The sequence below is a fragment of the Rhodococcus sp. NPDC055024 genome, from assembly GCF_053608585.1.
In genome coordinates, this window is record NZ_JBSGVT010000019.1 from 14,230 (window position 1) to 37,457 (window position 23,228).

Consider the following 23,228-nt stretch of genomic DNA (forward strand, 5'->3'; position numbering starts at 1 on the left):
GTCGCGCCGTACCCTGGATACATGGTTTTCGGCGGCGCGACCGTGTCCGACACTTACTCGGCGAACGTAACGATGAGAGGCGCTACGGCTTCTTCTCCTCAAGCCACGCCCGAGCAGTCGGAGGCTGTTGCGACCATCGAAGCCGCCGATCGGCCCTGGGTGACCATCGTCTGGGACGACCCGGTCAATCTCATGCACTACGTGACTTACGTGTTCCAGAAGCTGTTCGGCTACAGCAAAGCCAAGGCCACCGATCTGATGATGCAGGTTCATTCGGAGGGCAAGGCCGTCGTCTCGAGCGGTTCGCGAGACAAGATGGAAGCCGATGTGCGTCGCCTCCACGCGGCCGGTCTCTGGGCCACCATGCAACGCGACGACACCTGAGAACCATTATTTCGACCGAATTGTTCGCCCAACTCGTAGACGGGAGTCCGACGCGTGCGGACGTGGAGTAGGAAGAGTTCACTCGGCGGAGTGAAGTTCAAGTCCGAGATGGACGGTCACGAAGCGGCGGTTCTACGCTCCCTCGTGGAGTCGGTGACCGGGCTTCTCGACGAGCGTGCGTCTTCGGCGCCGCAAGACGAGCTCGCCGCGCTGACCGGCCTTCGGACCGGCAATTCCGAGACACCCGACAATCCGGTGTTGGCGCGGCTGCTTCCCGACTTCCAGCGCACCGACCCGGACAAGGTCACCCCGAACAGTGACGATCTCGACGACGCGGGGGCCAATGTCAATGGTGCGCTGCGCAGTTTGCACGAGCCCGAGATCATCGACGCCAAACGCGAGTCCGCCCGTACGTTGTTGGCTTCGCTTCCCGAGGCCGGCGGCAAGGTCGTTCTCACGCAGGAACAGGCCGACGCCTGGCTGTCCTCGCTCAACGACGTCCGTCTCGCGCTCGGAACCAATCTCGGCATCGACGCCGACACACCGGAGAGCCTCGAACCCGACGACCCGCGAGCCCCGCATCTCGACGTCTATCACTGGTTGACGTGGATGCAGGACTCCCTCGTCCAGGCGCTCATGCCATGACCACGACGCGGACCGGGCCCACTGATTCACTGACAGATGTCGCCGGCCTCGCAGTCGGCCATCACCACAAGCTCGACGATGGCGTCACCCTCGGAAGCGGCGCAGCCACCGGCTGCACAGTCGTCCTCGCGTCGGCCGGTGTGGTTGCCGGAGTCGACGTCCGGGGCGGTGGGCCTGGTACCCGAGAGACCGACCTTCTCGACCCGAGCCATTCGGTTCAGCAGGTCAACGCGGTGCTGTTGACCGGCGGTAGCGCGTACGGATTGGCCGCGGCCGACGGCGTGATGCGCTGGCTCGAGGAACACGATCACGGGATCGCGATGGGGGCTCCCGGTCAGGTGGTACCGATCGTCCCCGGCGCTGTGATCTTCGATCTGCCGGTGGGGGACTGGACCGTTCGTCCGACCGGAGACTTCGGATTCCTCGCTGCCGACACCGCTTCGCGCGAATTCGCCACGGGCACGGTCGGTGCCGGAGTAGGCGCGAGAGCCGGAGCGCTCAAGGGTGGGGTGGGAACGGCGAGCGTCGTGATCGCCGACGGCCCCGCCGAGGGCACGACGGTCTCCGCTTTGATCGTGGCGAACCCGGTGGGTTCGGTCTTCGACCCTCGAACAGGTTTGCCGTGGGGCGTCGGCTCGGACGGGGCGGAGTCGTTCGGCCTCAGGGTTCCCGACGCGTCCGAACTTGCGGCGGCCAATGCCGTCGCAGCCAAGGGCACCGTCCTCAACACCACGATCGGCGTCGTCGCCACCGACGCCGCCCTGACCAAAGCCGGGTGCCGACGCGTCGCTGTCGCCGGTCACGACGGTCTAGCCCGTGCGATTCGGCCCGCGCATTCACCGCTCGACGGCGACACGATCTTCGCGCTCGCCACCGGTGATCACACTCCGAATTCGGAGATCGCGGTTCCGGCCGCTTTCCCGAACGATCTGCCGATACTCGACGCGGTGTGCGCGGCTTCGGCGCAGGTGGTCGAACGGGCGATCGTGAAGGCCATTCTCGACGCCACGTCGGTTGCCGGAATCCCGAGTTATCGCGAACTCTTTCCGTCCGCATTTCTCTAGGCATCGCTCCTGGAATCGGCGGTAACCTCGAATTGAGCCTGGTTGCAAGTGACCGATCAGAAAACCGGATCGACGGTGGAGGACGCACACGATGACGATGGATTTCAACAGTCCGGATTTCGGCACCCGAACGCCGGCACCGAAATCCGGTCCGCCTTCGGTGTGGAAACAGTCGGCCGTGTTGGTGGGCGGCTTCGCGATCATGCTCTACGTGATCGAGATCGTGGATGTCATCTCCGGTCAGAACGTCCAGAATGCCGGCGTCACCCCGCGCACGCTCGACGGGCTGTGGGGAATCCTGTTCGCCCCGGTGCTTCACGACGACTGGGGTCACCTGATCGCCAACACCATTCCGGTGCTGATCCTCGGTTACCTCGTGCTGGTGTCGGGAATCGCGCGCGGACTCGCGGCTACCGGCATCATCTGGGTGATCGGCGGTGTCGGAACCTGGTTGTTTGCCGGTTCGAACTCGAATCACGTCGGTGCGTCCGTGCTGATCTTCGGCTGGGTGACCTACCTGTTGGTGCGCGGATTCTTCACGCGAAGTTTCACGCAGATCCTGATCGGTGTTGCTGTCTTCGTCGTGTACGGCGGAGTGCTGTGGGGCGTTCTGCCGAGCGATCCTCGAGTTTCCTGGCAGGGACATCTGTTCGGAGCGATCGGCGGCGTGGTGGCCGCCTGGGCACTGACGTCGGGGGAGAGGGCCAAGCGCTCAGGTTCGGCACCGGCCGTTCGACCACCCAGTTTCTGAACGGACGTGGGTCACACCCACACTGCGGTGTGACTTCGACGCGCCAAAACGACCAAGAGCTTTTTCCCAGACGGGTAGACGTGGCAGCATGACCGGTATGCGCATGACCGTCCTGGGGTGTTCCGGCAGCGTCACGGGTCCGGATTCACCGGCTTCGGGATACCTGCTCACGGCACCGGGAACTCCGCCGCTCGTGATCGACTTCGGCCCGGGCGTTCTGGGAGCGTTGCAGCGATACGCCGATCCGGGCGAAGTGACGATCCTGCTCTCGCACCTTCATGCGGACCACTGTCTCGACATGCCCGGCCTGCTCGTCTGGCGTCGCTATCACCCCAACCCGCCGGTTGGCCGCGCTCTGGTCTACGGCCCCACCGACACCGCCTGCCGCATCGGAGTGTCCTCCGCCGAGTGTGCCGGCGAGATGGACGACATCTCCGACACCATCGACGTCCGACTCTGGGCCGAGAACGAGCCGGTGACGTTCGGAGAACTGAGCGTCGTCGCGCGTCGGATGAATCACCCGCCCGAGGCTTACGGTTTCCGGATCACCGGCGCCGACGGCCGCGTGCTCGTCTATACCGGCGACACCGGCATGTGTGACAACGTCGTCGAACTCGCGCGCGATGCGGACGTGTTGCTCTCCGAAGCGTCGTGGACCGACAGTCCCGATCGCCCCGAGGGGGTTCATCTCTCCGGCAAGGAAGCCGGCCGAGTGGCCGCGCTCGCCGGCGTCAAGGAGCTTCTCCTCACGCACATCCCGCCGTGGACATCCCGTGAAGACGTGATCGCCGAAGCGAAATCCGAATTCTCCGGACCGGTCCATGCAGTCTCCGCCGGAAGCGTCTACGACATCTGATTCCCCTCACATTCGATGCAGCGCCGAGCGGGCGACCGCTAGGCTCACGAAGGTGACTACACGAGAAGACGGTAGGGCGGACGACGAGCTCCGCACGGTCAAGATCACCCGCGGGTTCACCAGTCATCCGGCCGGATCCGTTCTGGTCGAGTTCGGGAACACGCGCGTCATGTGCACGGCCAGCGTCGAAGAGGGTGTTCCCCGCTGGCGCAAGGGTTCCGGTTTGGGTTGGCTGACAGCCGAATACGCGATGCTTCCCGCCGCCACGCACACACGTAGTGGCCGCGAATCGGTCAAGGGCAAGGTCGGCGGCCGCACTCAGGAGATCAGTCGACTCATCGGCCGATCACTTCGAGCGTGCATCGACCTCGCGGCAATCGGCGAGAACACCATCGCCCTCGACTGCGATGTCCTTCAAGCCGACGGTGGCACCCGCACCGCGGCAGTGACGGGGGCGTACGTGGCCCTGGTCGACGCCGTGACGTACCTGCGCGCTGCCGACCTGCTCTCCGACCCGCAGCCCATCTCGTGTGGCATAGCGGCCGTCAGCGTCGGCGTCGTGGACGGACGAGTGCGTCTCGATCTTCCGTACGAAGAGGATTCGCGTGCCGAGGTCGACATGAACGTCGTGGCCACCGATACCGGCACTCTGGTGGAAATCCAGGGAACCGGTGAGGGCGCCACGTTCCCACGCTCGACGCTGGACAAGCTGCTCGACTCCGCGCTCGCTGGTTGTGAGCAACTTTTCGAGATCCAGCGTCAGGCGTTGGCCGAGCCGTATCCCGGGGTGCTCCCCGAACCGAAGAATCCTGAACCCAAGAAGAAGTTCGGTGCCTGAGCTGTGAGCGTACGAGTATTGGTTGCAAGCCGAAACGCCAAGAAGCTGAAGGAACTTCACCGAGTTCTCGATGCCGCCGGAGTGAACGGAATCGAGCTGGTCGGGCTCGACGAGGTTTCGCCGTTCCCCGAGGCTCCCGAGACCGGCGCGACATTCGAGGAGAATGCGCTCGCCAAGGCGCGTGACGGCGCTGCGGCAACCGGAATGCCGTGCATTGCAGACGATTCCGGTGTCGAGATCGATGCGCTGAACGGTATGCCGGGTGTGCTGTCCGCGCGGTGGTCGGGCACTCACGGAAACGACGGCGCGAACACCGCTCTGGTGCTGGCTCAGCTGGGAGACGTGCCGGACGAGCGGCGCGGTGCGGCCTTCGTCTCCGCCTGTGCACTGGTGATCCCTGGCGGCGACGAGACCGTCGTGCGCGGCGAATGGCGTGGGGTGATCGGCCGCGAACCGGCCGGAGACGGCGGTTTCGGATACGACCCCATCTTCCGTCCGGACGGTGACACCCGCTCTGCCGCAGAACTCACCCCGGCCGAGAAGGACGCGGCGTCACATCGGGGGAGAGCGCTCGTGCAGCTCGTTCCGGCGTTGGCCGCACTTGCCGGCTGACCCGAATCCGAAAAGTACAGCCCTGAACGCATCTGCGTTCAGGGCTGTACTTTGTCGAAACTCTCAGAGCTGGTAAGCCTGCTTCACCTGGGCAGTTCGCTTGTGCTCGAACACGAACGACAGGAACGGGATCGTGCCGGCGAGCGCGGTGGCAACCGTAGTACCGGGCTTCCACCGGGCCTTGATCGCGAGGTCGATCGTGAAGACCAGGTAGAGCATGTAGAACAGGCCGTGGATCTGGCCGATGTAGAACAACCACGACGGTGCATCCGCAGAATTGTCCAGAATCAGGTACTTGTAGACCATCTCACCGGTCAGGAACAGCAGCCACAGACCGGTGATCCAGGCGAGAACGCGGTATCGGACGAGCGCCGACGCAACCTTCTTCTGCTTTTCTGCGTTGACTGCGGGGGTAGCGATGCTCGCTTCCGAACCGGTACTCACGTCGTGCTCCTATCGGACTCGCGAGCGGCGAGCTGCGCAAGGTAGTCGTTGTATTCGAGCATTTGGCGGGCTTCGGGATCGTCGACGTCGAGGTTCACATCGTCGAACTCGGCCTGCGGGCGTTGCGGCAAGAGGTCGGCGGGAATCTCACGCGGCTCCGCGGCGGCTTCCTCGGCTTCGGCCTCTTCGGGGTCCACGTCTTCGAGCTGAACGAACTTGCGATACGCGTACACCACAAACGCCGCGAACAGCGGCCACTGGAACGCGTACCCGAGATTCTGTCCCGAGCCTCCGACGGCTTCGAAGCGCTCCCACTGCCACCAGCCGAGCGCGAGGCAGCCGGCAGCTGACACGATGACCAGCAGAATCAGCGCAGGTCGGCGTTTAGTAGCGTTCTTGGACACACTAAGACGGTACCTGAGAGCTATAGTGCCTCGCCCTGCGATCTCCGACACGGTGTCGTAGAAGCCGTGCCACGGCGTGTCGTAGGAGCCGTGCCACGGCGTGTCGTAGGAGCCGTGCCACGGCGTGTCGCGGAAGCAGCATGTGCGCTGTGCCCATCCTCACCCGCGACGCCAGGCACTGACCACATTCTCCCAGCCGTACTGAATCGATAACCTCGGGCATATCCGACAACAGGGGAGTGTTCATGCACATCAGAGTGATTCGTCCGGTCATCGACACCACACTCACGCCTGCTGTGACAGCCGAGGTCGAGCACTGGGCAGCGCCCGGTACGACGGTCGACGTCGTTTCGCTGCGCTCCGGTACGGCGAGCATCGAGAGTGAGTACGACGAGGCCCTTGCCGGTCCCGGGATCGTGCAGAGGGTCGAAGAAGCGGCAGTCGACGGCGTGGACGGCGTGTTCATCACATGTTTCGCCGATCCCGGAGTGCATGCCGCCCGCGAGATCATCGACGCACCGGTGGTCGGCGGCTTCGAGCCGTCATTTCTGACAGCGATGAGTCTGGGCGATCGGGTCGGTGTCGTGACCATCTTGCCGAACGTCGTGCCGATGCTCCGATCGCTCACTCGGCGGTACGGACTGGACAATCGGCTGGGCAGTATTCGAGTAGTGGACATGCCGGTGCTCGGACTAACCGATCGCGAGGTGCTGATCGATCGACTGGCCGATCAGGCGTCTGCAGCAGTGGAGAACGGCGAGGCCGACTCCGTCGTTCTCGGTTGCACCGGCATGCTCGGTGTTACCGGCGCGGTCCGAGACAAGCTGCATGGCAAGGGGATTCATGTTCCGGTGGTGGATCCGACGGCAGCGGCGATCACGTGGTTGGAGAGCTCGGTCCGTCTGGGGCTGACGCCTAGTCGGACGACGTACATGACTCCACCGGACAAGGATCGAAAGCGGTGAGAACTGGAAAGGCCCCGCCGGATCAGATCCGGCGGGGCGCTTCGTTGTGCGCGAGGGGGGACTTGAACCCCCACGTCCTGAGACACTGGAACCTAAATCCAGCGCGTCTGCCAATTCCGCCACTCGCGCGCGGAATTCAAAGGATACGCGAGTGGAATCGCTCGCGGGAACACCACCCTGGTCGGGATGCGCCCGCCTGCTCTCAGGCCGATTCGGCGAGCGGATCCGCTGCCGGCGGGGTGGTGGTTTTCTTCGACCGGCGCGGTTGCTCGGCCGTGCGTTGATACCGCCACGCAGCGTGGGTGAGTGTCCGAACATCGACGTCGAGGTGTTCCGACACCGCAACAAGCAATTCGGCTGCGTCGGTGCTCGACAACAATTCCTCGCTGCTGCTCGCCTCGGTGGCGAACCGCGCAAGCAGGTCTAACGAGGTTGCCGTCAACTTCCCGGACAGGAACACCAGCGTCTCGAAGGTCCTCGGGCCGAGACCCGGAACGGAGATGACTGCCGAGCGGAGGATTTCGGTGTCCTCGACGTCGGCACTGGACCGGCAACCGGCGTCGACGAGCGCCTTGGCTGCGCGAGCTACACCTTCGGCCTTGGTGGAGTAGTTGCCGGGCACGCGCTGGCGATTGCCGAGAACCGTTGCGAGTTCGTCGCCACGGTCGGTGAAGGCGGCGAGAGCGGACAAGTTGTCGAGATGTTCGCCGGCCTCCACCGACCGGTGCGTGCGCCAACGGTCGACGACAGCGCGGACTCCGGTCTTCGGCGTTCCGTACGCGGCGCGTGACGAGAAGATCGCGTCGAGAAGGGCCGCTTCGGACTCGAGCGGCCAGCCTTGATTCCAGTGCGGCCACGCCTCGCGCGGCAGTTCGGCGCCGATGAATTCGACGGCTCTGACTATGTCTGTGTCTTCCATGATTTCTCCCCCCCCGAGAAGTTGTCCTGTGTGGACGCGCTGAACGTAGCGAGGGGGTCCGACAGATTGTGGCCGCAAACGCACGGGATCGACCGTCCGTCAAGGAGGTCACGAATTGGTAACAATAAATATGAGGGGTTCCTCAGGTTTCTGAAAATCCCGGTAACAGTCCCAGGCAGGGCGTTCGCGACCTACTCGCGAGTCACTTTCTCGAACTCTCGTGAGGAAGATCACGGCCCTGAAAGTCCAGATTTCGAGGGCGTCGACAAACGTGAGGAAATCCTCATGATTCTGTGTAAACCTTGTCTTGCACGAACGCCCTGACTCCGTCGATTCTCTCGACGAATTCGCGAGCACTTCAGCCGGGCGGCACACCGCAAATCCCACCTCGCCGCAGAGGTGACCAGGAGAGGACGTACGCGTGACGATCGATGACACGACACCTACAGGAAACGGACGCGACTCGAAGGGTGGACGCCGTTTCGGCGTCGATGGGGGACAGTCCCGCACGACCAGCAAAGGTGCCCTCGTCGATTCGCTGAACAACGGCGTTTCCTACGCAATCGCTTTCGGTGGACAGGGCGCTCCCTGGCTCACCTCGCTCGAGGAGCTCAGCCGTGACAACGGCCTGGAACCCGTTCTGACCGATCTGGTCAATGATGCAGCCGCACGCCTTGCACCCGTCGCACAGGATCTCCTCGTGGTTCGCCCGGTCGGATTCGATCCGATCGCGTGGATGCTCGAAGCCGAGATCGTCGACGAAGAAGAAGGTGAGAAGTCGGCGGGACCTTCCGCTGCAGCGCTCACCGCAGCTCCGGTGTCGCTCCCCGGTGTCTTCCTCACGCAGCTTGCGGCGTTGCGTGCCCTCTCCGCTCAGGGTTTGGATGTGGCCGGCAACCCGCCTGCTGCTGTCATCGGCCACTCGCAGGGCCTTCTTGCCACGGCTGCCGTAGCCGCCCAGGGCAACGACGACGGTGAGCTCCTCGCCGTCGCACAACTCGTCGGTGCTGCTGCCAGCTTGGTCGGCCGTCGCCGCGGCGTCATCGCCGGCGCGTCCGCGAAACCGATGGTTGCGGTCTCGGGTGTCGATCCCGAGCGTCTCGCTGCCATCGTCGCCGAGCTTGCCGAGGGTGTTGCGCCCGAGCGTGCAGCTGTTCTCGCCATCCGCAACGGCCGTCGCCGTGTCGTCCTTGCCGGACCGCCCGCTCAGTTGGCACGTGTGCAAGAGCGCTGCGAGCAGATCGAAGCCGAAGAAGCCCGCGAGCGTGAGGGCAAGAAGCGCGGCGGTTCCGTCTTCGCTCCGTCCTTCGATCCGCTCGACACCGAAATCGGCTTCCATCACCCCGCGTTGGCCGAGGCCGTCGAACTGGTCGGCAGCTGGGCAACACGTTGCGGTCTCGACGCGGACCGTGCGCGCGAACTCGCGCAGGGTGTCCTCGTCGATCCGGTCGACTGGGTCGAGGCTGTCGACGGTGCAATTTCCGCCGGCGCCAAGTGGATTCTCGATCTCGGACCCAGCGATCAGCTGACCCGCATGACGTCCTCCTCGCTTCGTGGACAGGGCGTCGGCATCATCGCCGCAGCCACCCGCGGTGGACACCGCAATCTGCTCACTCCCGGTGCTGCGCCTGAGGTCTCACGTTCGTGGTCCGAATTCGCGCCGAAGCCCGTTGCGCTCCCCGGCGGCCGCATCGGCGTCGAGACCGCGTTCACGAAGCTCACCGGTCGTTCGCCGATCCTGCTCGCAGGCATGACGCCGACGACGGTCGACGCCAAGATCGTTGCCGCGGCAGCCAATGCCGGTCACTGGGCCGAGCTCGCCGGTGGCGGACAGGTCACCGAAGAGATCTTCGAAGACCGTGTCGCAGAACTGAAGATGCTGCTCGAGCCGGGCCGCGCGGTCCAGTTCAACTCCCTGTTCCTCGACCCGTACCTGTGGAAGCTGCAGCTCGGTGGCAAGCGCCTCGTGCAGCGTGCCCGTACTGCCGGTGCTCCCATCGACGGCGTCATCGTGACCGCCGGTATCCCGGAACTCGAAGAGGCTGTTGCCCTCATCGACGAGCTGTCCGAGATCGGCATCACCAACATCGCGTTCAAGCCCGGCACCGTGGCGCAGATCCGCTCCGTGATCCGCATTGCCAACGAGGTTCCGAACTTCCCGGTCATCGTCCACATCGAAGGCGGCCGCGCCGGCGGACACCACTCGTGGGAAGACCTCGACGACCTGCTCCTCGACACGTACGCCGAACTGCGCACGCGTCCGAACCTGGTCATCTGCGTCGGCGGCGGCATCGGAACACCCGAGCGCGCAGCCGATTACCTGACCGGACGCTGGTCTGCCGCAGCCGGTTTCCCGGCCATGCCCGTCGACGGCATCCTGGTCGGCACTGCAGCCATGGCGACTCTCGAGGCCACCACCTCTCCCGAGGTCAAGCAGCTTCTCGTCGACACACCCGGTACGCCGGACTGGGTCGGTGCCGGTACTGCCGAAGGCGGAATGGCCTCTGGCCGTAGCCAGCTCGGTGCCGACATCCACGAGATCGACAACGCGGCTTCGCGTACCGGACGCCTCCTCGACGAGGTTGCCGGCGATTCCGAGGCAGTGGCCGAGCGCCGCGACGAGATCATCGCCGCCCTCGACGTCACCGCCAAGCCGTACTTCGGCGACGTCGAGACCATGACGTACGCCCAGTGGCTGCGTCGTTACCTCGAGCTGACCGTCGGGATCGACGCCGCCAAGGAATTCGACTGCGGCGCAGATATTCAGGACGCCATCGTCGAGGCGACCTCGAGCCCGTGGCTCGACATCACCTGGCGTGCTCGCTTCGGCGAGATGCTCCAGCGCGCCGAGGCGCGACTGCACCCGGTCGACCGCGGTCCCATCCCCACACTGTTCGGCGATGCCGAGACCCTCGAGCGTCCCGAGGCTGCGATCTGCGCACTGCAGGCGTCGTACCCGGACTACTCGACGACCGTTCTGCATCCCGCAGACGTCTCGTTCTTCATCTCGCTCTGCAAGACACCGGGCAAGCCGGTCAACTTCGTTCCCGTTGTCGACGGTGACGTGCGTCGCTGGTGGCGCAGCGACTCCCTGTGGCAGGCACACGATCCCCGCTACACCGCCGATCAGGTTTGCGTCATCCCCGGCACCGTTGCCGTCGCCGGCATCACCCGTGTCGACGAGCCGGTCGGCGACCTGCTCGATCGTTTCGAGAAGGCCACCTACGACGAATTGGTTGCTGCCGGAACCACTCCGGTTGCACTTGCGAGCCGTCGCCACCAGGATTCCGCACCCGGACTTCTCGACGCCGTCCTCTCGGCTCCTGACCTCCAGTGGGCCGGCCGCCTGACCCAGAACCCCGTCCGTCGTCTCGGCGACCTCGAGGAGTGGAGTGCGGAGTCTGCCGACAAGGCAGTACACGGCACCACCGGGTCCAGCCTGACCGTCGTCGATTCCTCGCACGTGCTGCTCTCGGTTCCGTTGGTGGCGGACAAGTCCGTCGACATCACGATCACCATCCCCGAGTCCGTGATCGACGGCGGCGCTCCGGTTGTCACCGAGGCAGACGCCGAAGGTGCGATGTCCGCGCTGCTGGCAGTTGCTGCCGGACAGGAACTTCCGACAGTCAAGAACGGCAAGGCCCGACTCAACGTCGCGTGGGTTCCCGATCGCATCGCCGATCACGCCGGTGTCACCGGTTCCGGCCTGCCCGCCACGCTCAGTGTCAGCGGCAAGGCTGTTCCGGACGTCGTCGTCGGAGCATGCTGGCCCGCGGTCTTCGCCGTCCTCGGCGCAGCCAAGCTCGACAGTCTTTCCGTCATCGAAGGCATGCTCGACCTGGTCCACCTCGACCACACCGTCGACTTCGTCGGTGAGCTTCCCTCCGAGACAAGCATTCTCGTCGTCAACGCCGAGGTCGCCTCGGTTCTCGACACCGACCTCGGTCGCGTCGTCGAGGTCAAGGTCGAGGTCGGTGCCATGCTCGGCGAGGGCCTCGACGCCCCCGCAGTCGTCACCATGACCGAGCGTTTCGCGATCCGCGGCCGCACCGGTGCCGGAGAACTCGCCGACCCGGCTCGCGCCGGTGGATCGATCAGCGATGCGGCTGTCGACACCTCACGTCGTCGTCGCCGTGACGCGAAGATCCTCGCGCCGGTCAGCATGGGCGCCTTCGCTCAGGTTTCCGGTGACCACAACCCGATTCACACCTCCGACAACGCCGCTCTGCTGGCCGGACTCGGAACCCCGATCGTGCACGGCATGTGGCTCTCCGCCGCAGCGCAGCAGGTTGTCACCGCAGTCGACCCGGCCGAGACCCGCGTTCCGCCGCGCCGCCTGACCGCCTGGACCGCCCGCTTCCTCGGGATGGTTCGCCCCGGTGCCGAGATCGACGTCCGCGTCGACCGTGTCGGTATCGACCAGGGCGCTGAAATCGTCGAGGTAGGCTGCCGCATCGACGGCGAACTGGTCATGGTCGCCACCGGTCGCACCGCCGCACCCAAGACCGTCTACGCCTTCCCCGGCCAGGGCATCCAGCGCCCGGGCATGGGCCTCGACGCCCGCGCCCGCTCCAAGGCCGCGCGCGACGTCTGGGAGCGTGCCGACAAGCACACCCGCAAGGCACTCGGATTCTCGATCCTCGCTGTCGTGCGCGACAACCCGGTGACCGTCAAGGCGCGCGGTGTCGAGCACAAGCATCCCGACGGCGTCCTTCACCTGACGCAGTTCACCCAGGTGGCCATGGCCGTTCTCGGTGTTGCTCAGGTTGCCGAGCTGCGCGAGTCCGGAACCTTCATCGAGGATTCGCTTCTGGCCGGTCACTCGGTCGGTGAGTACAACGCACTCGCCGCTGTTGCCGAGGTCTTCCCGCTCGAAGCACTTCTCGAGGTCGTCTTCCAGCGTGGCTCTGCGATGCACCAGCTCGTTCCCCGTGACGAAGCCGGACGCTCCGACTACCGCATGGCCGCTATTCGCCCGTCGCAGATCGGTGTTTCCGACGACGACGTGCAGGGCTTCGTTGTCGGTGTCGCCGAGGCTTCCGGTGAGTTCCTCGAAATCGTCAACCTGAACCTGCGTGGCAGCCAGTACGCCATCGCCGGTTCGGTAGCCGGTCTCGACGCACTCGAGATCGAAATCGACCGTCGCCGCGCAGAATTCGGTGGCAAGCGGGCATACATCCAGGTCCCCGGCATCGACGTTCCGTTCCACTCCACCGTGCTTCGCGGCGGCGTCGCGGACTTCCGCGTATGCCTGCAGGACTTGCTCCCGCACGACATCGACCCGGACATCCTGATCGGCCGCTACATCCCGAACCTGGTTCCGAAGCCGTTCTCGCTGCGTCGTGACTTCGTTCAGGAAATCGCCGACTTGGTGCCGTCCGAGCCGCTGCAGGAAGTCCTCGCAGACTTCGAGCGCTACGCAACGCGCACTCACGAGTTGTCCCGCATCATCCTGATCGAGTTACTGGCGTGGCAGTTCGCCAGCCCGGTTCGCTGGATCGAGACGCAGGACCTGCTGTTCGGCGACGAGTCCGAAGGTGGACTCGGGGTCGAGCGCTTCGTCGAGATCGGTCTCGGCGCTGCCCCGACCGTCGCGAACCTGGCGTCGCAGACCCTCAAGCTGCCGGGCCGCTTCGGCTACCCGGTCGAGGTTCTCAACGTCGAGCGTGAAGCTGCGATCGTCTACGGCACCGACGTCGATCCGGCCGTCGATGACGACGACGAGATCGAAGCCCCTGCCGCGCAGGCTGCTCCGGTTGCCGCAGCTGCCGCTCCGGTCGCTGCTGCTCCCGCTGCACCTTCGGGCGGACCGCGTCCGGACGACCTCACCTTCAAGGCGCCCGACGCCACGAAGGTCCTGATCAGCCTGTGGACCAAGCTCCGTCCCGATCAGGTCGGCCCCGCCGACACGATCGAAGCACTCTGCGACGGCGTCTCCTCGCGTCGTAACCAGCTCTTGGTCGACCTCGGCTCCGAGCTGTCTCTCGGCGCCATCGACGGTGCCGCAGACGCCGACATGGGCTCCTTGGGAGCAACCGTCGACAAGCTCGCCCGCACGTACAAGCCGTTCGGACCGGTGCTCTCCGATTCGATCAACGATCACTTGCGCAAGGTCTTCGGCCCCTCGGGCAAGCGCCCCGGCTACATCGCCGACCGCGTCAAGAAGGTCTGGGAACTGGGCGACGGCTGGGCACACCACGTCACCGCAGCAGTGGCTCTCGGTACCCGTGACGGCGCCAGCATCCGCGGCGGCGACCTCGGTGGCCTGAGCTCCGGCGCACTGGCCGACGCTGTAGCAGTGGACGCAGTCATCGACAGCGCAGTTGCCTCGGTCGGGTCTGCTCGCGGAGTCAGCGTCTCGTTGCCGGCTACCGGCGGCGGAAGCGGCGGAACCGTCGACGCAGCCGCTCTGGGTGAGTTCACCGAGAACATCACCGGTCGCAACGGCGTTCTGGCCTCGGCCGCACGCCTGGTGCTCGAGCAGCTCGGACTGAACGAAGAAACAGCAGTCGCGACGGTCGAGGACACCGAACTGGTCGACCTGGTCTCGGCTGAACTCGGCTCCGACTGGCCGCGTTTGGTTGCTCCGGCATTCGACGCGCAGAAGGCTGTGCTGCTCGACGACCGCTGGGCAAGTGCGCGTGAGGATCTTGCGCGTATCTGGCTGGGCAGTGAGACCCTCTCGGTCGAGAACTTCATTGGAGCCGGTAACACCGTTGCCGCCCAGGCGAAGTGGTGGGCTGCCCGTGCAACCGACGAGGGCCGCACGGCGCTCGCCGAGGTCTACACCCGCATCGCTGATGCGGCTACGGCGGCAGAATCCGACGCACCCGAATGGGCAGGCGAGGTCGCAGTCGTGACCGGCGCCAGCAAGGGCTCCATCGCGGCAGCGGTCACAGGCAAGCTCCTTGCCGGTGGCGCAACGGTATTCGTGACCACCTCGCGACTGGACGGTCAGCGTCTCGGCTTCTACCGCGACCTGTACCGCGAGAACGCTCGCGCCGGTGCCGCCCTCTGGGTGGTTCCCGCGAACATGGCGTCGTACACCGACGTCGACGCACTGATCGACTGGATCGGCAACGAGGCCACCGAGAACGCAGGCGGCGCAAAGAAGCTCATCAAGCCGGCCATGACGCCGACGATGCTCTTCCCGTTCGCAGCTCCCCGTGTCGGCGGTGAACTTTCCGACGCCGGCGCTCGCGCCGAAATGGAAATGCGCGTGTTGCTCTGGTCGGTGGAGCGCCTCATCGGCGGTCTGTCGAAGATCGGTTACGACAGCGACGTCGACACGCACCTGCACGTGGTGCTGCCAGGTTCGCCGAACCGCGGAACATTCGGTGGCGACGGTGCTTACGGTGAGGCCAAGGCTTCGCTGATCGCCGTGGTGAACCGTTGGAAGGCCGAGCGCAACTGGGCCGAGCGGGTCACGTTGGCACACGCCGTCATCGGTTGGGTTCGCGGAACCGGACTCATGGGGCACAACGATCCGATCGTCGACGCTGTCGAAGCAGCGGGCGTCCGCACCTGGTCCACCCAGGAGATGGCGACCCAACTGCTGAAGACGGCAACGCGTGAGTCGCGTCGCGCTGCTGCAGAGGCTCCGCTCGAGGTCGACCTGACCGGCGGACTGTCCGAGGCCAACCTGGATCTGGGTGCTTTGGCCAAGGAAGCTGCCGAGGTTGCCGAGATCGCCGAAGCTGTCGACGAGGCAGTGGACGAGTCCAGCATCCTGGCATTGCCTGCGCCGGCTCGCATCGACGACTCGGTCAAGGCTCCGAGCTGGCCCGAACTGGACGTCACCCCCGCGGACCTCGTGGTCATCGTGGGTGCCGGAGAGCTCGGACCCTACGGTTCCTCGCGTACCCGCTTCGAGATGGAGGTCGACGAGCAGCTCTCTGCCGCAGGCGTTCTCGAATTGGCGTGGAACACCGGACTCATCGTCTGGGAGAACGACCCCAAGCCGGGTTGGTACGACGTCGAATCCGGTGACCTGGTACCCGAGGCGGAAATCGCCGACAAGTACCACGACGCAGTTGTCGAGCGTTGCGGCATCCGTCGCTACGTCGACGAGGGCGCGATGATCGACAACACCGCTCCGCTGCTCACCTCCGTGTTCCTGGACAAGGATCTGAGCTTCGTGGTCGGCAGTGAGGCCGAGGCTCAGGCCTTCGTCGAATCCGATCCGGAGAACACGACGGCGACGGTTTCCGCCGAGTCCGGAGACTGGACGGTCACCCGCCGCGCAGGCACCGAGATCCGCGTCCCGCGCAAGATGAAGCTGACTCGTAGCGTCGGCGGCCAGATCCCGACCAACTTCGACGTCACCAAGTGGGGCATCCCCGCGGACATGGCAGATTCGGTCGACCGCGTCGGTCTCTGGAACATCGTCGCAACGGTGGACGCCTTCCTCACGGGCGGCTTCACCCCGAGCGAACTGCTCCGTTGGGTACACCCGAGCCTGGTTGCCAACACGCAGGGCACCGGCATGGGCGGCATGACCTCCATGAGGAGCCTGTACATCGACACGCTGCTCGGCGAGAACCGCCCGAACGACATCCTGCAGGAAGCGCTGCCGAACGTCATTGCCGCGCACGTCGTTCAGTCGTACGTCGGCGGCTACGGCGCGATGGTTCACCCCGTCGCCGCCTGCGCCACGGCAGCGGTATCCGTCGAAGAAGGCGTCGACAAGATTCGACTCGGCAAGGCACAGTTGGTTGTTGCCGGCGGGTTCGACGATCTGAGCACGGAAGGCATCATCGGCTTCGGTGACATGTCGGCCACTGCGAAGACCGAGGACATGCACGCCAAGGGCATCGAAGATCGCCGCTTCTCGCGTGCAAACGATCGTCGCCGCGGCGGATTCGTCGAGTCGGCCGGTGGCGGAACGATTCTGCTCGCTCGCGGTGACCTGGCACTCGAGATGGGTCTGCCCGTCCTCGGTGTGGTCGCCTGGGCCGGATCGTTCGCCGACGGTGTCCACACCTCGATCCCGGCACCGGGACTCGGAGCACTGGGCGCCGGACGTGGGGGAGCGGATTCACAGCTCGCACTCTCGCTCAACGCTCTCGGAGTGAGCGCCGACGACATCGCCGTGATCTCCAAGCACGACACCTCCACTGCCGCCAACGATCCCAACGAGGCAGAGCTGCACGAGCGCCTCGCCGGGGCATTGGGACGCAGTGAAGGCGCGCCGATGTTCGTGGTCTCGCAGAAGAGCCTGACCGGTCACGCCAAGGGTGGAGCTGCAGCCTTCCAGCTGATCGGACTCTGCCAGGTACTGAGCCAGGGCATCGTCCCGCCGAACCGCAGCCTCGACTGTGTCGACGACAAGATGGCCGAGTTCGAGCACCTCGTGTGGGCGCGTCAGCCGCTCAAGTTCGGTGAGCAGCTTCCGCTGCGTGCCGGCCTGCTGACCAGCCTGGGCTTCGGTCACGTTTCCGGACTGATCGCAGTCGTGCACCCGCAGGCATTCGTCGAGTCGGTTCCGGCCGACAAGCGCGCGGACTATGTTGCGGCGGCGCAACAGCGGACGATCGACGGTCAGCGTCGCCTCACCAAGGCGATGTGCGGCGGCGACAGCCTCTACGAGCGTCCGGCGGATCGTCGCCTCGGCGCCGACGGAACGCCGGCCAAGGCGTCGCGTCAGCTCGAAGCGGACATGCTGCTGAGCGAGGACGCACGACTCGGCGCAGATCAGGTGTACCGCTCGAATCTGCCCGGCTGCAAGTAATAATCACGGTATGGGAGTTCTGGGTATCGGCTTCGACCTCGTGACGGTGTCGGAGTTCGCCGAGCAATTGAACAGGCCGGGAACGGCAATGCTCGACAACTTCACACCGGGCGAGCGTCGAGACGCCGCTACCCGGAGCTCCGAACCGGCACGACACTTCGCGGCGCGGTGGGCAGCGAAGGAAGCAGTGATCAAGGCTTGGTCGACGGCTCTCTTCGCCAGCCCGCCGGTGCTGGGGGAGATGATCCACAATCAGATCGAAGTCGTCTCGGACGCCTGGGGTCGCCCCGGCATCCGGCTTCGCGGTGACGTGGCCAAACACCTCACCGGAGTGAAGATCCACATCTCACTCACTCACGACGGAGACATGGCCGGCGCCTTCGCAGTCATCGAATCCGAACCTGGGTAACACCACCGGACGCGAAAGAGCCGGTCTCCCAAAGGGAGACCGGCTCTTTGCCGTTCGACTAGTCCTTCGTGCGCGATTCCTTCTCGGCAACAAGGAGATACGCGATCATGAGCCTCTTCAGTTCGGCGACCGCGTCGGCATGTGACTGACCGTCCTGAACCGAGAAATTGAGCATCGAATACACTACGTGGACAAGGACTTCCGCCATCATCAGGCGACGATCTCGCCGCGTTCGCGGCGTCAACGGGCCCAACATTTTCGCGACCGTCTCGGCGAACTGCTTCTCGTGAATGACGCCGGTGGCCCGCGTGGACGGTGTCGACTGCATCGCCAGCCAGACCTCGCGGCGCGACGGATCAGATGTCCACAGCCCGGCCATGTGATCGACGAAACTGTTCAGGAACCGCAGCCAGTCGAGCGAGGGCACTTCGCCGCCGAACTGGGCAAGCTCGTGCTGGACGCCGACGAGGTCCTGGCGGTTCAATTCACAGACGATGACGTATTTGTTCGCGAAGAACTGGTAGAGCGTCCCAATCGGGACGTCAGCACGTGCCGCGACTTCTTCACAGGTGAACGATTCGAATCCGACATCGGTGAGGAGTTCACGTGACGCCGCCAGGAGGGCGTCGAATTTACGCTGGCTGCGTTCTTGCGTCGGACGCTTGCGCGGCAGCAGTTCCTGCGGTTCTTCGAGGCTTTGGGGATTCTCCAGTGCAGGGTCGACTCGCCGCCGCGCGCGGTGACGAGTCGTGGGCTGCACGTCTTCCAGGCTATCGGTGTTTTCTGTCGAATTTGGGACTTGTGCGTTATCCGGTGTCATCGGCCACCTACTTCGGCGGTCGTGATCGGTCGAAACGCACCGCGCAGGTGCGCGCACACGAGTCCCGATGCTGTTGCCACACCTCGATACTAGGTGACCACCTGTCCAGTAGCCGAAGAGGTTGCTGCGCGGTGTGGCGCAGCGGCGATCCTGCCGACTCCGTTCGTCTGATTCGGGCAGACTGAGATTCTTCGGGCACACCGAGATTCGATGCCGAGGAGAGGGAGATGATGACGGAAGAACTGCGAACCGCGGTACGCGAACTCATGGCGCGCGCCCGTGAAGATCTGAGTGCACTTGTGGCGATGAAGTCCGTCGCCGATGCACGGCAGTACCCGCCGGAAGAATGCGCAGCCGCGGCACATTGGGTGCTGGAGGCATTCCGTGATCAGGGTTTCGCCGATATCGAGGCGATCGAGACCTCCGACGGTTCGGCCGCGGTCGTCGGGCGTAGACCAGGCCCGGCCGGTGCCCCGACCGTTCTGCTGTACTGCCACTACGACGTTCAGCCGCCCGGAAACGAAGAGCTCTGGGGCTCGCCGCCTTTCACGCTCACGGAGCGCGACGGACGGTGGTACGGACGCGGTGCTTCCGACTGCAAGGGCAACGTCGTCATGCATTTGACGGCGCTGCGAGCGCTTGCCGCTGCCGGTGTGGATCCGAGCGCGCATCTGACGATCGTCGCCGAAGGTTCGGAGGAGATGGGGACCGGCGGTCTCGAGGATCTGGTGCGCGAGCGGCCGGAACTCTTCGCGGCAGACATGATCCTGATCGCCGATACCGGCAACACTGAAGTTGGGGAGCCGACGATCACGACGTCACTACGCGGGATCGCCAACGTGGTGGTCCACGTGTCGACGCTCGAGGGTGAGATTCACTCCGGTGTCTTCGGTGGGCCGGCGCCCGATGCGATCAGCGCGCTGGTGCAGATTCTGTCGACGTTGCACGACAGTGCCGGAAACACCACCGTCGAAGGCTTGACCAACGACCAAGAATGGGCCGGGGTCGGCTACGACGACGATCAGTTCCGCTCCGATGCGGGAGTACTCGACGGTGTGCAGCTGACGGGTTCCGGTTCGGTCGCCGAGCAGGTGTGGGCTCGTCCGGCATTGACCATTCTGGGTATCGACTGCCCGCCGGTCGTGGGCTCGGCGGCGGCGATCACGCCACGCGCGTCCGCACGCCTGAATCTTCGCGTCCCGCCCGGCACGGATCCGGCGCAGGCACAGGAGTTGTTGACCGACCACCTCCTGGCAGCGGCGCCGTGGGGCGTCCACATCGAGGTCGTACCGGAATCGACGGGATCGCCGTTCTCGTCCTCGACGGAGGGGTCAGGTTTCGCGCAGCTGAAGTCCGCGCTCACCGATGCCTACGGCCGCGAAGTGGGATTTGCCGGACAAGGGGGATCGATACCGCTGTGCAGTGCACTGGCCGAGCAGTTCCCCGACGCGGAGATCGCATTGATCGGCGTCGAGGAACCGCAGTGCCGCATTCATGCACCTGACGAAAGCGTCGACCCGTCGGAGATCGAGAATCTCGCTTTCGCGGAAGCGCTGTTCTTGAGCCGGTACGGGAGTTAGACCGACAGATCGCGTCGTAGCTTGGCGACGTGGCCGGTGGCCCGGACGTTGTACTGGGCCACCTCGATCTTGCCTTCCTCGTCGACGAGGAACGTCGAGCGGATGACGCCCTGGACCGTCTTGCCGTACATCTTCTTCTCACCGAACGCGCCCCAGGCTTCGAGCGTCGCCTTCTCGGGATCGGAGAGAAGCGGGAAGGTCAGCTCTTCGGTATCGCGGAACTTCGCGAGTTTGGCGGGCTTGTCCGGTGAGATTCCGATGACTTCGAGGCCGGCGCCGTTGAGTTCGGCGAGGCTGTCACGGAAGTCGCAGGCCTGCTTGGTACACCCTGGGGTGCTGGCCGCGGGGTAGAAGTACACGATGACCTTGCGGCCGCGGTAATCGTGAAGCGAAACCTCGTTGCCGTCGGCGTCGGGGAGCGTGAAATCCGGCGCGACGTCGCCGGCGGACAATCTACTGTTCTCGGTCACGGGAATCGAGGTTAGTCGACAAATTGCGCGGCAGGTGGGCGCGAGGGCATTCTGCTCCTCTACGGTAGAGCGAAGTGTCGGCGCGCTGCGTCCGCACAGCAGACCCGCACACAGAGCAGCAGAACACAGACAAGTTGGAGGACACGTGCCCAGGGACACCGAGAGCATCGAACGCGAGATCGAGAAGGCGCGTAACCAGCTCGCGAGCACACTCGACGAACTGACGGTCCGCACCAACCCGAAGCGGCTCGTCGAGAACACCAAGAAGACGGTGCTCGCCAAGCTCAACGAGCCGGCAGTGAAGTACGCGCTGATCGCAGTCGGTTCAGTGGTGGGACTACTCGTGGTCCGGAAGATCATTCGCTGACCCGAGTTGTCGAAGACAGAACATGAAGAAGGCCCCCACCTCGTGAGGTGGGGGCCTTCTTGCAAGTGCGCCCACAGGGACTCGAACCCCGGACCCAGTGATTAAGAGTCACTTGCTCTACCAACTGAGCTATAGGCGCTCGCTCTTGCGAGACAGAACACTAGCCGACAGGCTCAGGAGTTTGCAAAACGCGTGTTCATCGTGGTGACGATGGTTACATAGCCTCTGCAATTCACGAGTGTGGCGGGCGCGAATGCGGCCAGCGGACGGTGCTTTCCAACTGCTGTGCGACGGCGAGAATCGTCGGTTCACCACCGCTGCGCGCAACCAGTTGAACGCTCAGGGGGAGCCCGCGTGCGGAGAAGCCGGCGGGTACGGCGGCCGCCGGATTGCCGCAGACATTCCAGATCGAACAATAGGCGGCGATCGGCAACGCCTTACGGACTGCGGACAGAAGGCCTGTTCCTTCGAGCTGTCCGATCGGGCGCGGCAAGGCGGGCGTCGTCGGCATCAGGACCAGGTCGAAGGTGTCGAAGACCTGGTTGACCGTCGCTGCAATTCGCTCACCTTTGCGGTACGCGAATTTCCCGACGCGCTCGGGGGCGGCAATCCGGCCGATGGTTGCGAGTGCGCGCGTGCGCTTCTCGAGGAGCGCCGGATGATCGACGCGCAGTGCCTCGTCGCGGACGCCGCCGAGCACCTGGGGGAGAAATGCCGCTGTTGCATCCGGGTACTCGGGGTCGTGTTCTTCGACGTGATGTCCCAACGCGCTCAACATCTCTGCGATCGAGTGCACCGCGGCAATAACCTCCGGTGACGGGCGGACTCCCCGGACCGGACTCCGGGTGGACACCGCGATGCGAAGCGGCCCGGGAGCCGACGCGGCCGACTCGGCAAAGCTGGTGCCGAGCGTTTCGGCTGTGTAGTCGTCGGTCCCGGTGGTGCCGGTGATCGCGTCGTACACGAGTGCGCTGTCCTCCACGGAACGAGTGAGAGGGCCGAGCGTGCCGAGTCCGCGCCAGAGGTTTCGGTTCGGCGCGGTACTTACCCGGCCACGCTGCGCTTTCAGTCCGAACAGGCCGCAGAAAGCCGAAGGCAATCGAATGGAACCGCCGCCGTCGCCGCCTATCGCCGCCGCGACCATTCCCGAGGCGACGGCCGACGCAGATCCTCCGCTCGATCCGCCGGTGGATACGCCAGTGTCCCAAGGGTTTCTGGTGTAGCCGTTTGCGGCGGTCTCGGTGAAGGGCCAGATGCCGAACTCGGGCATCGTCGTCTTGCCGATGATCACCGCGCCGGCCTCGCGCAAACGGCGCACGACCTCCGAGTCAGCGGAGGCGATGCGAGTTGCTGCCGCACCGCCGTAAGTCGTGGGCGTTCCGGCGACGTCGTTCTCGTCTTTGATCGCGATCGGGACTCCGTGCAGTGGGCCCAGGCTGAGGCCGTTGGCCTGGCGCTGATCGAGCCGTGCCGCCTCGTCGAGCGCTTCGTCTGCGAGAACTCGCACGAAAGCATTGAGCGTCGAATCGAGGCGTTCGATACGGCGAAGTGTGTTCTCGGTGAGCTCGCGGGCGGACAATTCGCCGGACCGGATCAGAGCGGCCTGACCCGCCACCCCGGCAAATGCCGGCTCGCTGCCCGGTGTGGTCTCGCGCTCGGTCATCAATCCTCCAGGCCGTGGTTCCGGTAACTGTGAAGTCTATTCACCACAACCTGTTCACCACGACCTGTTCACCACGACACAACGAAAAATCCCCACCTTCCGAAGAAGGTGGGGACCTTTGCAAGTGCGCCCACAGGGACTCGAACCCCGGACCCAGTGATTAAGAGTCACTTGCTCTACCAACTGAGCTATAGGCGCTCGCTCTTGCGAGACAGAACATTAGCCGAATCGCCGGTTCGGGAGCAAATCGCCAGGTAGCAGGTTCACTGCCGTAGTCCGATCGGAGGAAATCCGCCTCGAGCGGTAA

At 64.9% G+C, this 23,228-nt stretch carries 18 protein-coding genes and 3 tRNA genes; 12 read left to right on the top strand and 9 right to left on the bottom strand.

The annotated features are described in order from the left end of the window. Positions 1–72: 72 nt before the first annotated feature. The 7 genes from clpS to rdgB all read left to right on the top strand — a co-directional run bounded on the left by clpS (position 73) and on the right by rdgB (position 5,150). Positions 73–384, top strand: a complete 312-nt coding sequence (gene clpS, locus ACWF6P_RS28270) for an ATP-dependent Clp protease adapter ClpS (protein ID WP_029255695.1) — start codon at positions 73–75, stop codon at positions 382–384. A gap of 54 nt (positions 385–438) precedes the next feature. Next, positions 439–1,029 (top strand): oxidative stress transcriptional regulator AosR, encoded by a 591-nt coding sequence (gene aosR / locus ACWF6P_RS28275; RefSeq protein WP_214886774.1) that lies wholly within the window; start codon positions 439–441, stop codon positions 1,027–1,029. Next, on the top strand, positions 1,026–2,093 hold the full coding sequence (locus ACWF6P_RS28280; protein ID WP_452623256.1) for a P1 family peptidase: 1,068 nt from the start codon (positions 1,026–1,028) through the stop codon (positions 2,091–2,093). The genes aosR and ACWF6P_RS28280 overlap by 4 nt, the downstream gene beginning before the upstream one ends. 91 nt (positions 2,094–2,184) lie before the next feature. Further along, positions 2,185–2,844, top strand: a complete 660-nt coding sequence (locus ACWF6P_RS28285; RefSeq protein ID WP_452623257.1) for a rhomboid family intramembrane serine protease — start codon at positions 2,185–2,187, stop codon at positions 2,842–2,844. Between the two features lie 97 nt (positions 2,845–2,941). Beyond that, a complete protein-coding gene (locus tag ACWF6P_RS28290; RefSeq protein ID WP_047270275.1) occupies positions 2,942–3,700 on the top strand; it encodes a cyclic nucleotide-degrading phosphodiesterase in 759 nt (252 codons plus the stop codon). Positions 3,701–3,752: 52 nt separating this feature from the next. Next, positions 3,753–4,538, top strand: coding sequence for a ribonuclease PH (gene rph / locus ACWF6P_RS28295; protein ID WP_003945332.1), 786 nt, complete (start codon positions 3,753–3,755; stop codon positions 4,536–4,538). Positions 4,539–4,541: 3 nt separating this feature from the next. Continuing rightward, positions 4,542–5,150 carry an RdgB/HAM1 family non-canonical purine NTP pyrophosphatase gene (gene rdgB / locus ACWF6P_RS28300; protein WP_211921308.1) on the top strand — a complete coding sequence of 203 codons (609 nt, stop codon included), beginning with the start codon at positions 4,542–4,544 and terminating at the stop codon, positions 5,148–5,150. A gap of 63 nt (positions 5,151–5,213) precedes the next feature. Here the strand turns inward: rdgB and ACWF6P_RS28305 are convergent, their stop codons facing one another. Together ACWF6P_RS28305 and ACWF6P_RS28310 are read right to left on the bottom strand one after the other, a co-directional pair. Further along, entirely contained in the window at positions 5,214–5,594 is a 381-nt protein-coding gene (locus ACWF6P_RS28305) for a DUF3817 domain-containing protein (protein WP_003945334.1), read from the bottom strand. Beyond that, positions 5,591–5,998 carry a hypothetical protein gene (locus tag ACWF6P_RS28310; protein ID WP_021333455.1) on the bottom strand — a complete coding sequence of 136 codons (408 nt, stop codon included), beginning with the start codon at positions 5,996–5,998 and terminating at the stop codon, positions 5,591–5,593. The genes ACWF6P_RS28305 and ACWF6P_RS28310 overlap by 4 nt, the downstream gene beginning before the upstream one ends. Positions 5,999–6,243: 245 nt before the next feature. On the opposite strand from ACWF6P_RS28310, the gene ACWF6P_RS28315 reads away from it, so the two are divergent. Then, on the top strand, positions 6,244–6,963 hold the full coding sequence (locus ACWF6P_RS28315) for an aspartate/glutamate racemase family protein (protein WP_452623258.1): 720 nt from the start codon (positions 6,244–6,246) through the stop codon (positions 6,961–6,963). A gap of 47 nt (positions 6,964–7,010) precedes the next feature. On the opposite strand, the gene ACWF6P_RS28320 is transcribed toward ACWF6P_RS28315, so the two are convergent. Both ACWF6P_RS28320 and ACWF6P_RS28325 read right to left on the bottom strand, forming a co-directional pair. Continuing rightward, positions 7,011–7,092, bottom strand: a tRNA-Leu gene (locus ACWF6P_RS28320). Positions 7,093–7,165: 73 nt separating this feature from the next. Continuing rightward, complete coding sequence (locus tag ACWF6P_RS28325; protein WP_452623259.1) at positions 7,166–7,882, bottom strand: hypothetical protein; 717 nt, start codon at positions 7,880–7,882, stop codon at positions 7,166–7,168. Positions 7,883–8,303: 421 nt separating this feature from the next. Between ACWF6P_RS28325 and ACWF6P_RS28330 the strand changes: the two genes are divergently transcribed. Next, entirely contained in the window at positions 8,304–17,612 is a 9,309-nt protein-coding gene (locus ACWF6P_RS28330; RefSeq protein ID WP_452623260.1) for a fatty acid synthase subunit beta domain-containing protein, read from the top strand. Positions 17,613–17,622: 10 nt separating this feature from the next. Beyond that, entirely contained in the window at positions 17,623–18,021 is a 399-nt protein-coding gene (gene acpS / locus ACWF6P_RS28335) for a holo-ACP synthase AcpS (protein ID WP_378647990.1), read from the top strand. A gap of 58 nt (positions 18,022–18,079) precedes the next feature. Here acpS and ACWF6P_RS28340 read toward each other — a convergent pair whose 3' ends face one another. After that, complete coding sequence (locus ACWF6P_RS28340) at positions 18,080–18,781, bottom strand: TetR family transcriptional regulator (RefSeq protein ID WP_003945379.1); 702 nt, start codon at positions 18,779–18,781, stop codon at positions 18,080–18,082. A gap of 290 nt (positions 18,782–19,071) precedes the next feature. On the opposite strand from ACWF6P_RS28340, the gene ACWF6P_RS28345 reads away from it, so the two are divergent. Then, the gene (locus ACWF6P_RS28345; RefSeq protein WP_452623303.1) at positions 19,072–20,421 is read left to right on the top strand and encodes a M20/M25/M40 family metallo-hydrolase; all 1,350 of its coding nucleotides are present in this window, start codon (positions 19,072–19,074) and stop codon (positions 20,419–20,421) included. Here the strand turns inward: ACWF6P_RS28345 and bcp are convergent. Next, positions 20,418–20,891: a thioredoxin-dependent thiol peroxidase gene (gene bcp, locus ACWF6P_RS28350; RefSeq protein ID WP_007733290.1), complete on the bottom strand. Its 474-nt coding sequence runs from the start codon at positions 20,889–20,891 to the stop codon at positions 20,418–20,420. The genes ACWF6P_RS28345 and bcp overlap by 4 nt on opposite strands. A gap of 145 nt (positions 20,892–21,036) precedes the next feature. Here bcp and ACWF6P_RS28355 point away from each other — a divergent pair, with 145 nt between their 5' ends. Continuing rightward, positions 21,037–21,258 carry a DUF3618 domain-containing protein gene (locus ACWF6P_RS28355; RefSeq protein ID WP_003945299.1) on the top strand — a complete coding sequence of 74 codons (222 nt, stop codon included), beginning with the start codon at positions 21,037–21,039 and terminating at the stop codon, positions 21,256–21,258. A 66-nt stretch (positions 21,259–21,324) separates the two neighbouring features. Here ACWF6P_RS28355 and ACWF6P_RS28360 read toward each other — a convergent pair. The 3 genes from ACWF6P_RS28360 to ACWF6P_RS28370 form a co-directional block, all read right to left on the bottom strand. Beyond that, positions 21,325–21,397, bottom strand: a tRNA-Lys gene (locus tag ACWF6P_RS28360). Positions 21,398–21,490: 93 nt separating this feature from the next. Beyond that, positions 21,491–22,921 (bottom strand): amidase, encoded by a 1,431-nt coding sequence (locus ACWF6P_RS28365; protein WP_452623261.1) that lies wholly within the window; start codon positions 22,919–22,921, stop codon positions 21,491–21,493. A gap of 125 nt (positions 22,922–23,046) precedes the next feature. Next, a tRNA-Lys gene (locus ACWF6P_RS28370) sits at positions 23,047–23,119 on the bottom strand. Positions 23,120–23,228: the final 109 nt, after the last annotated feature.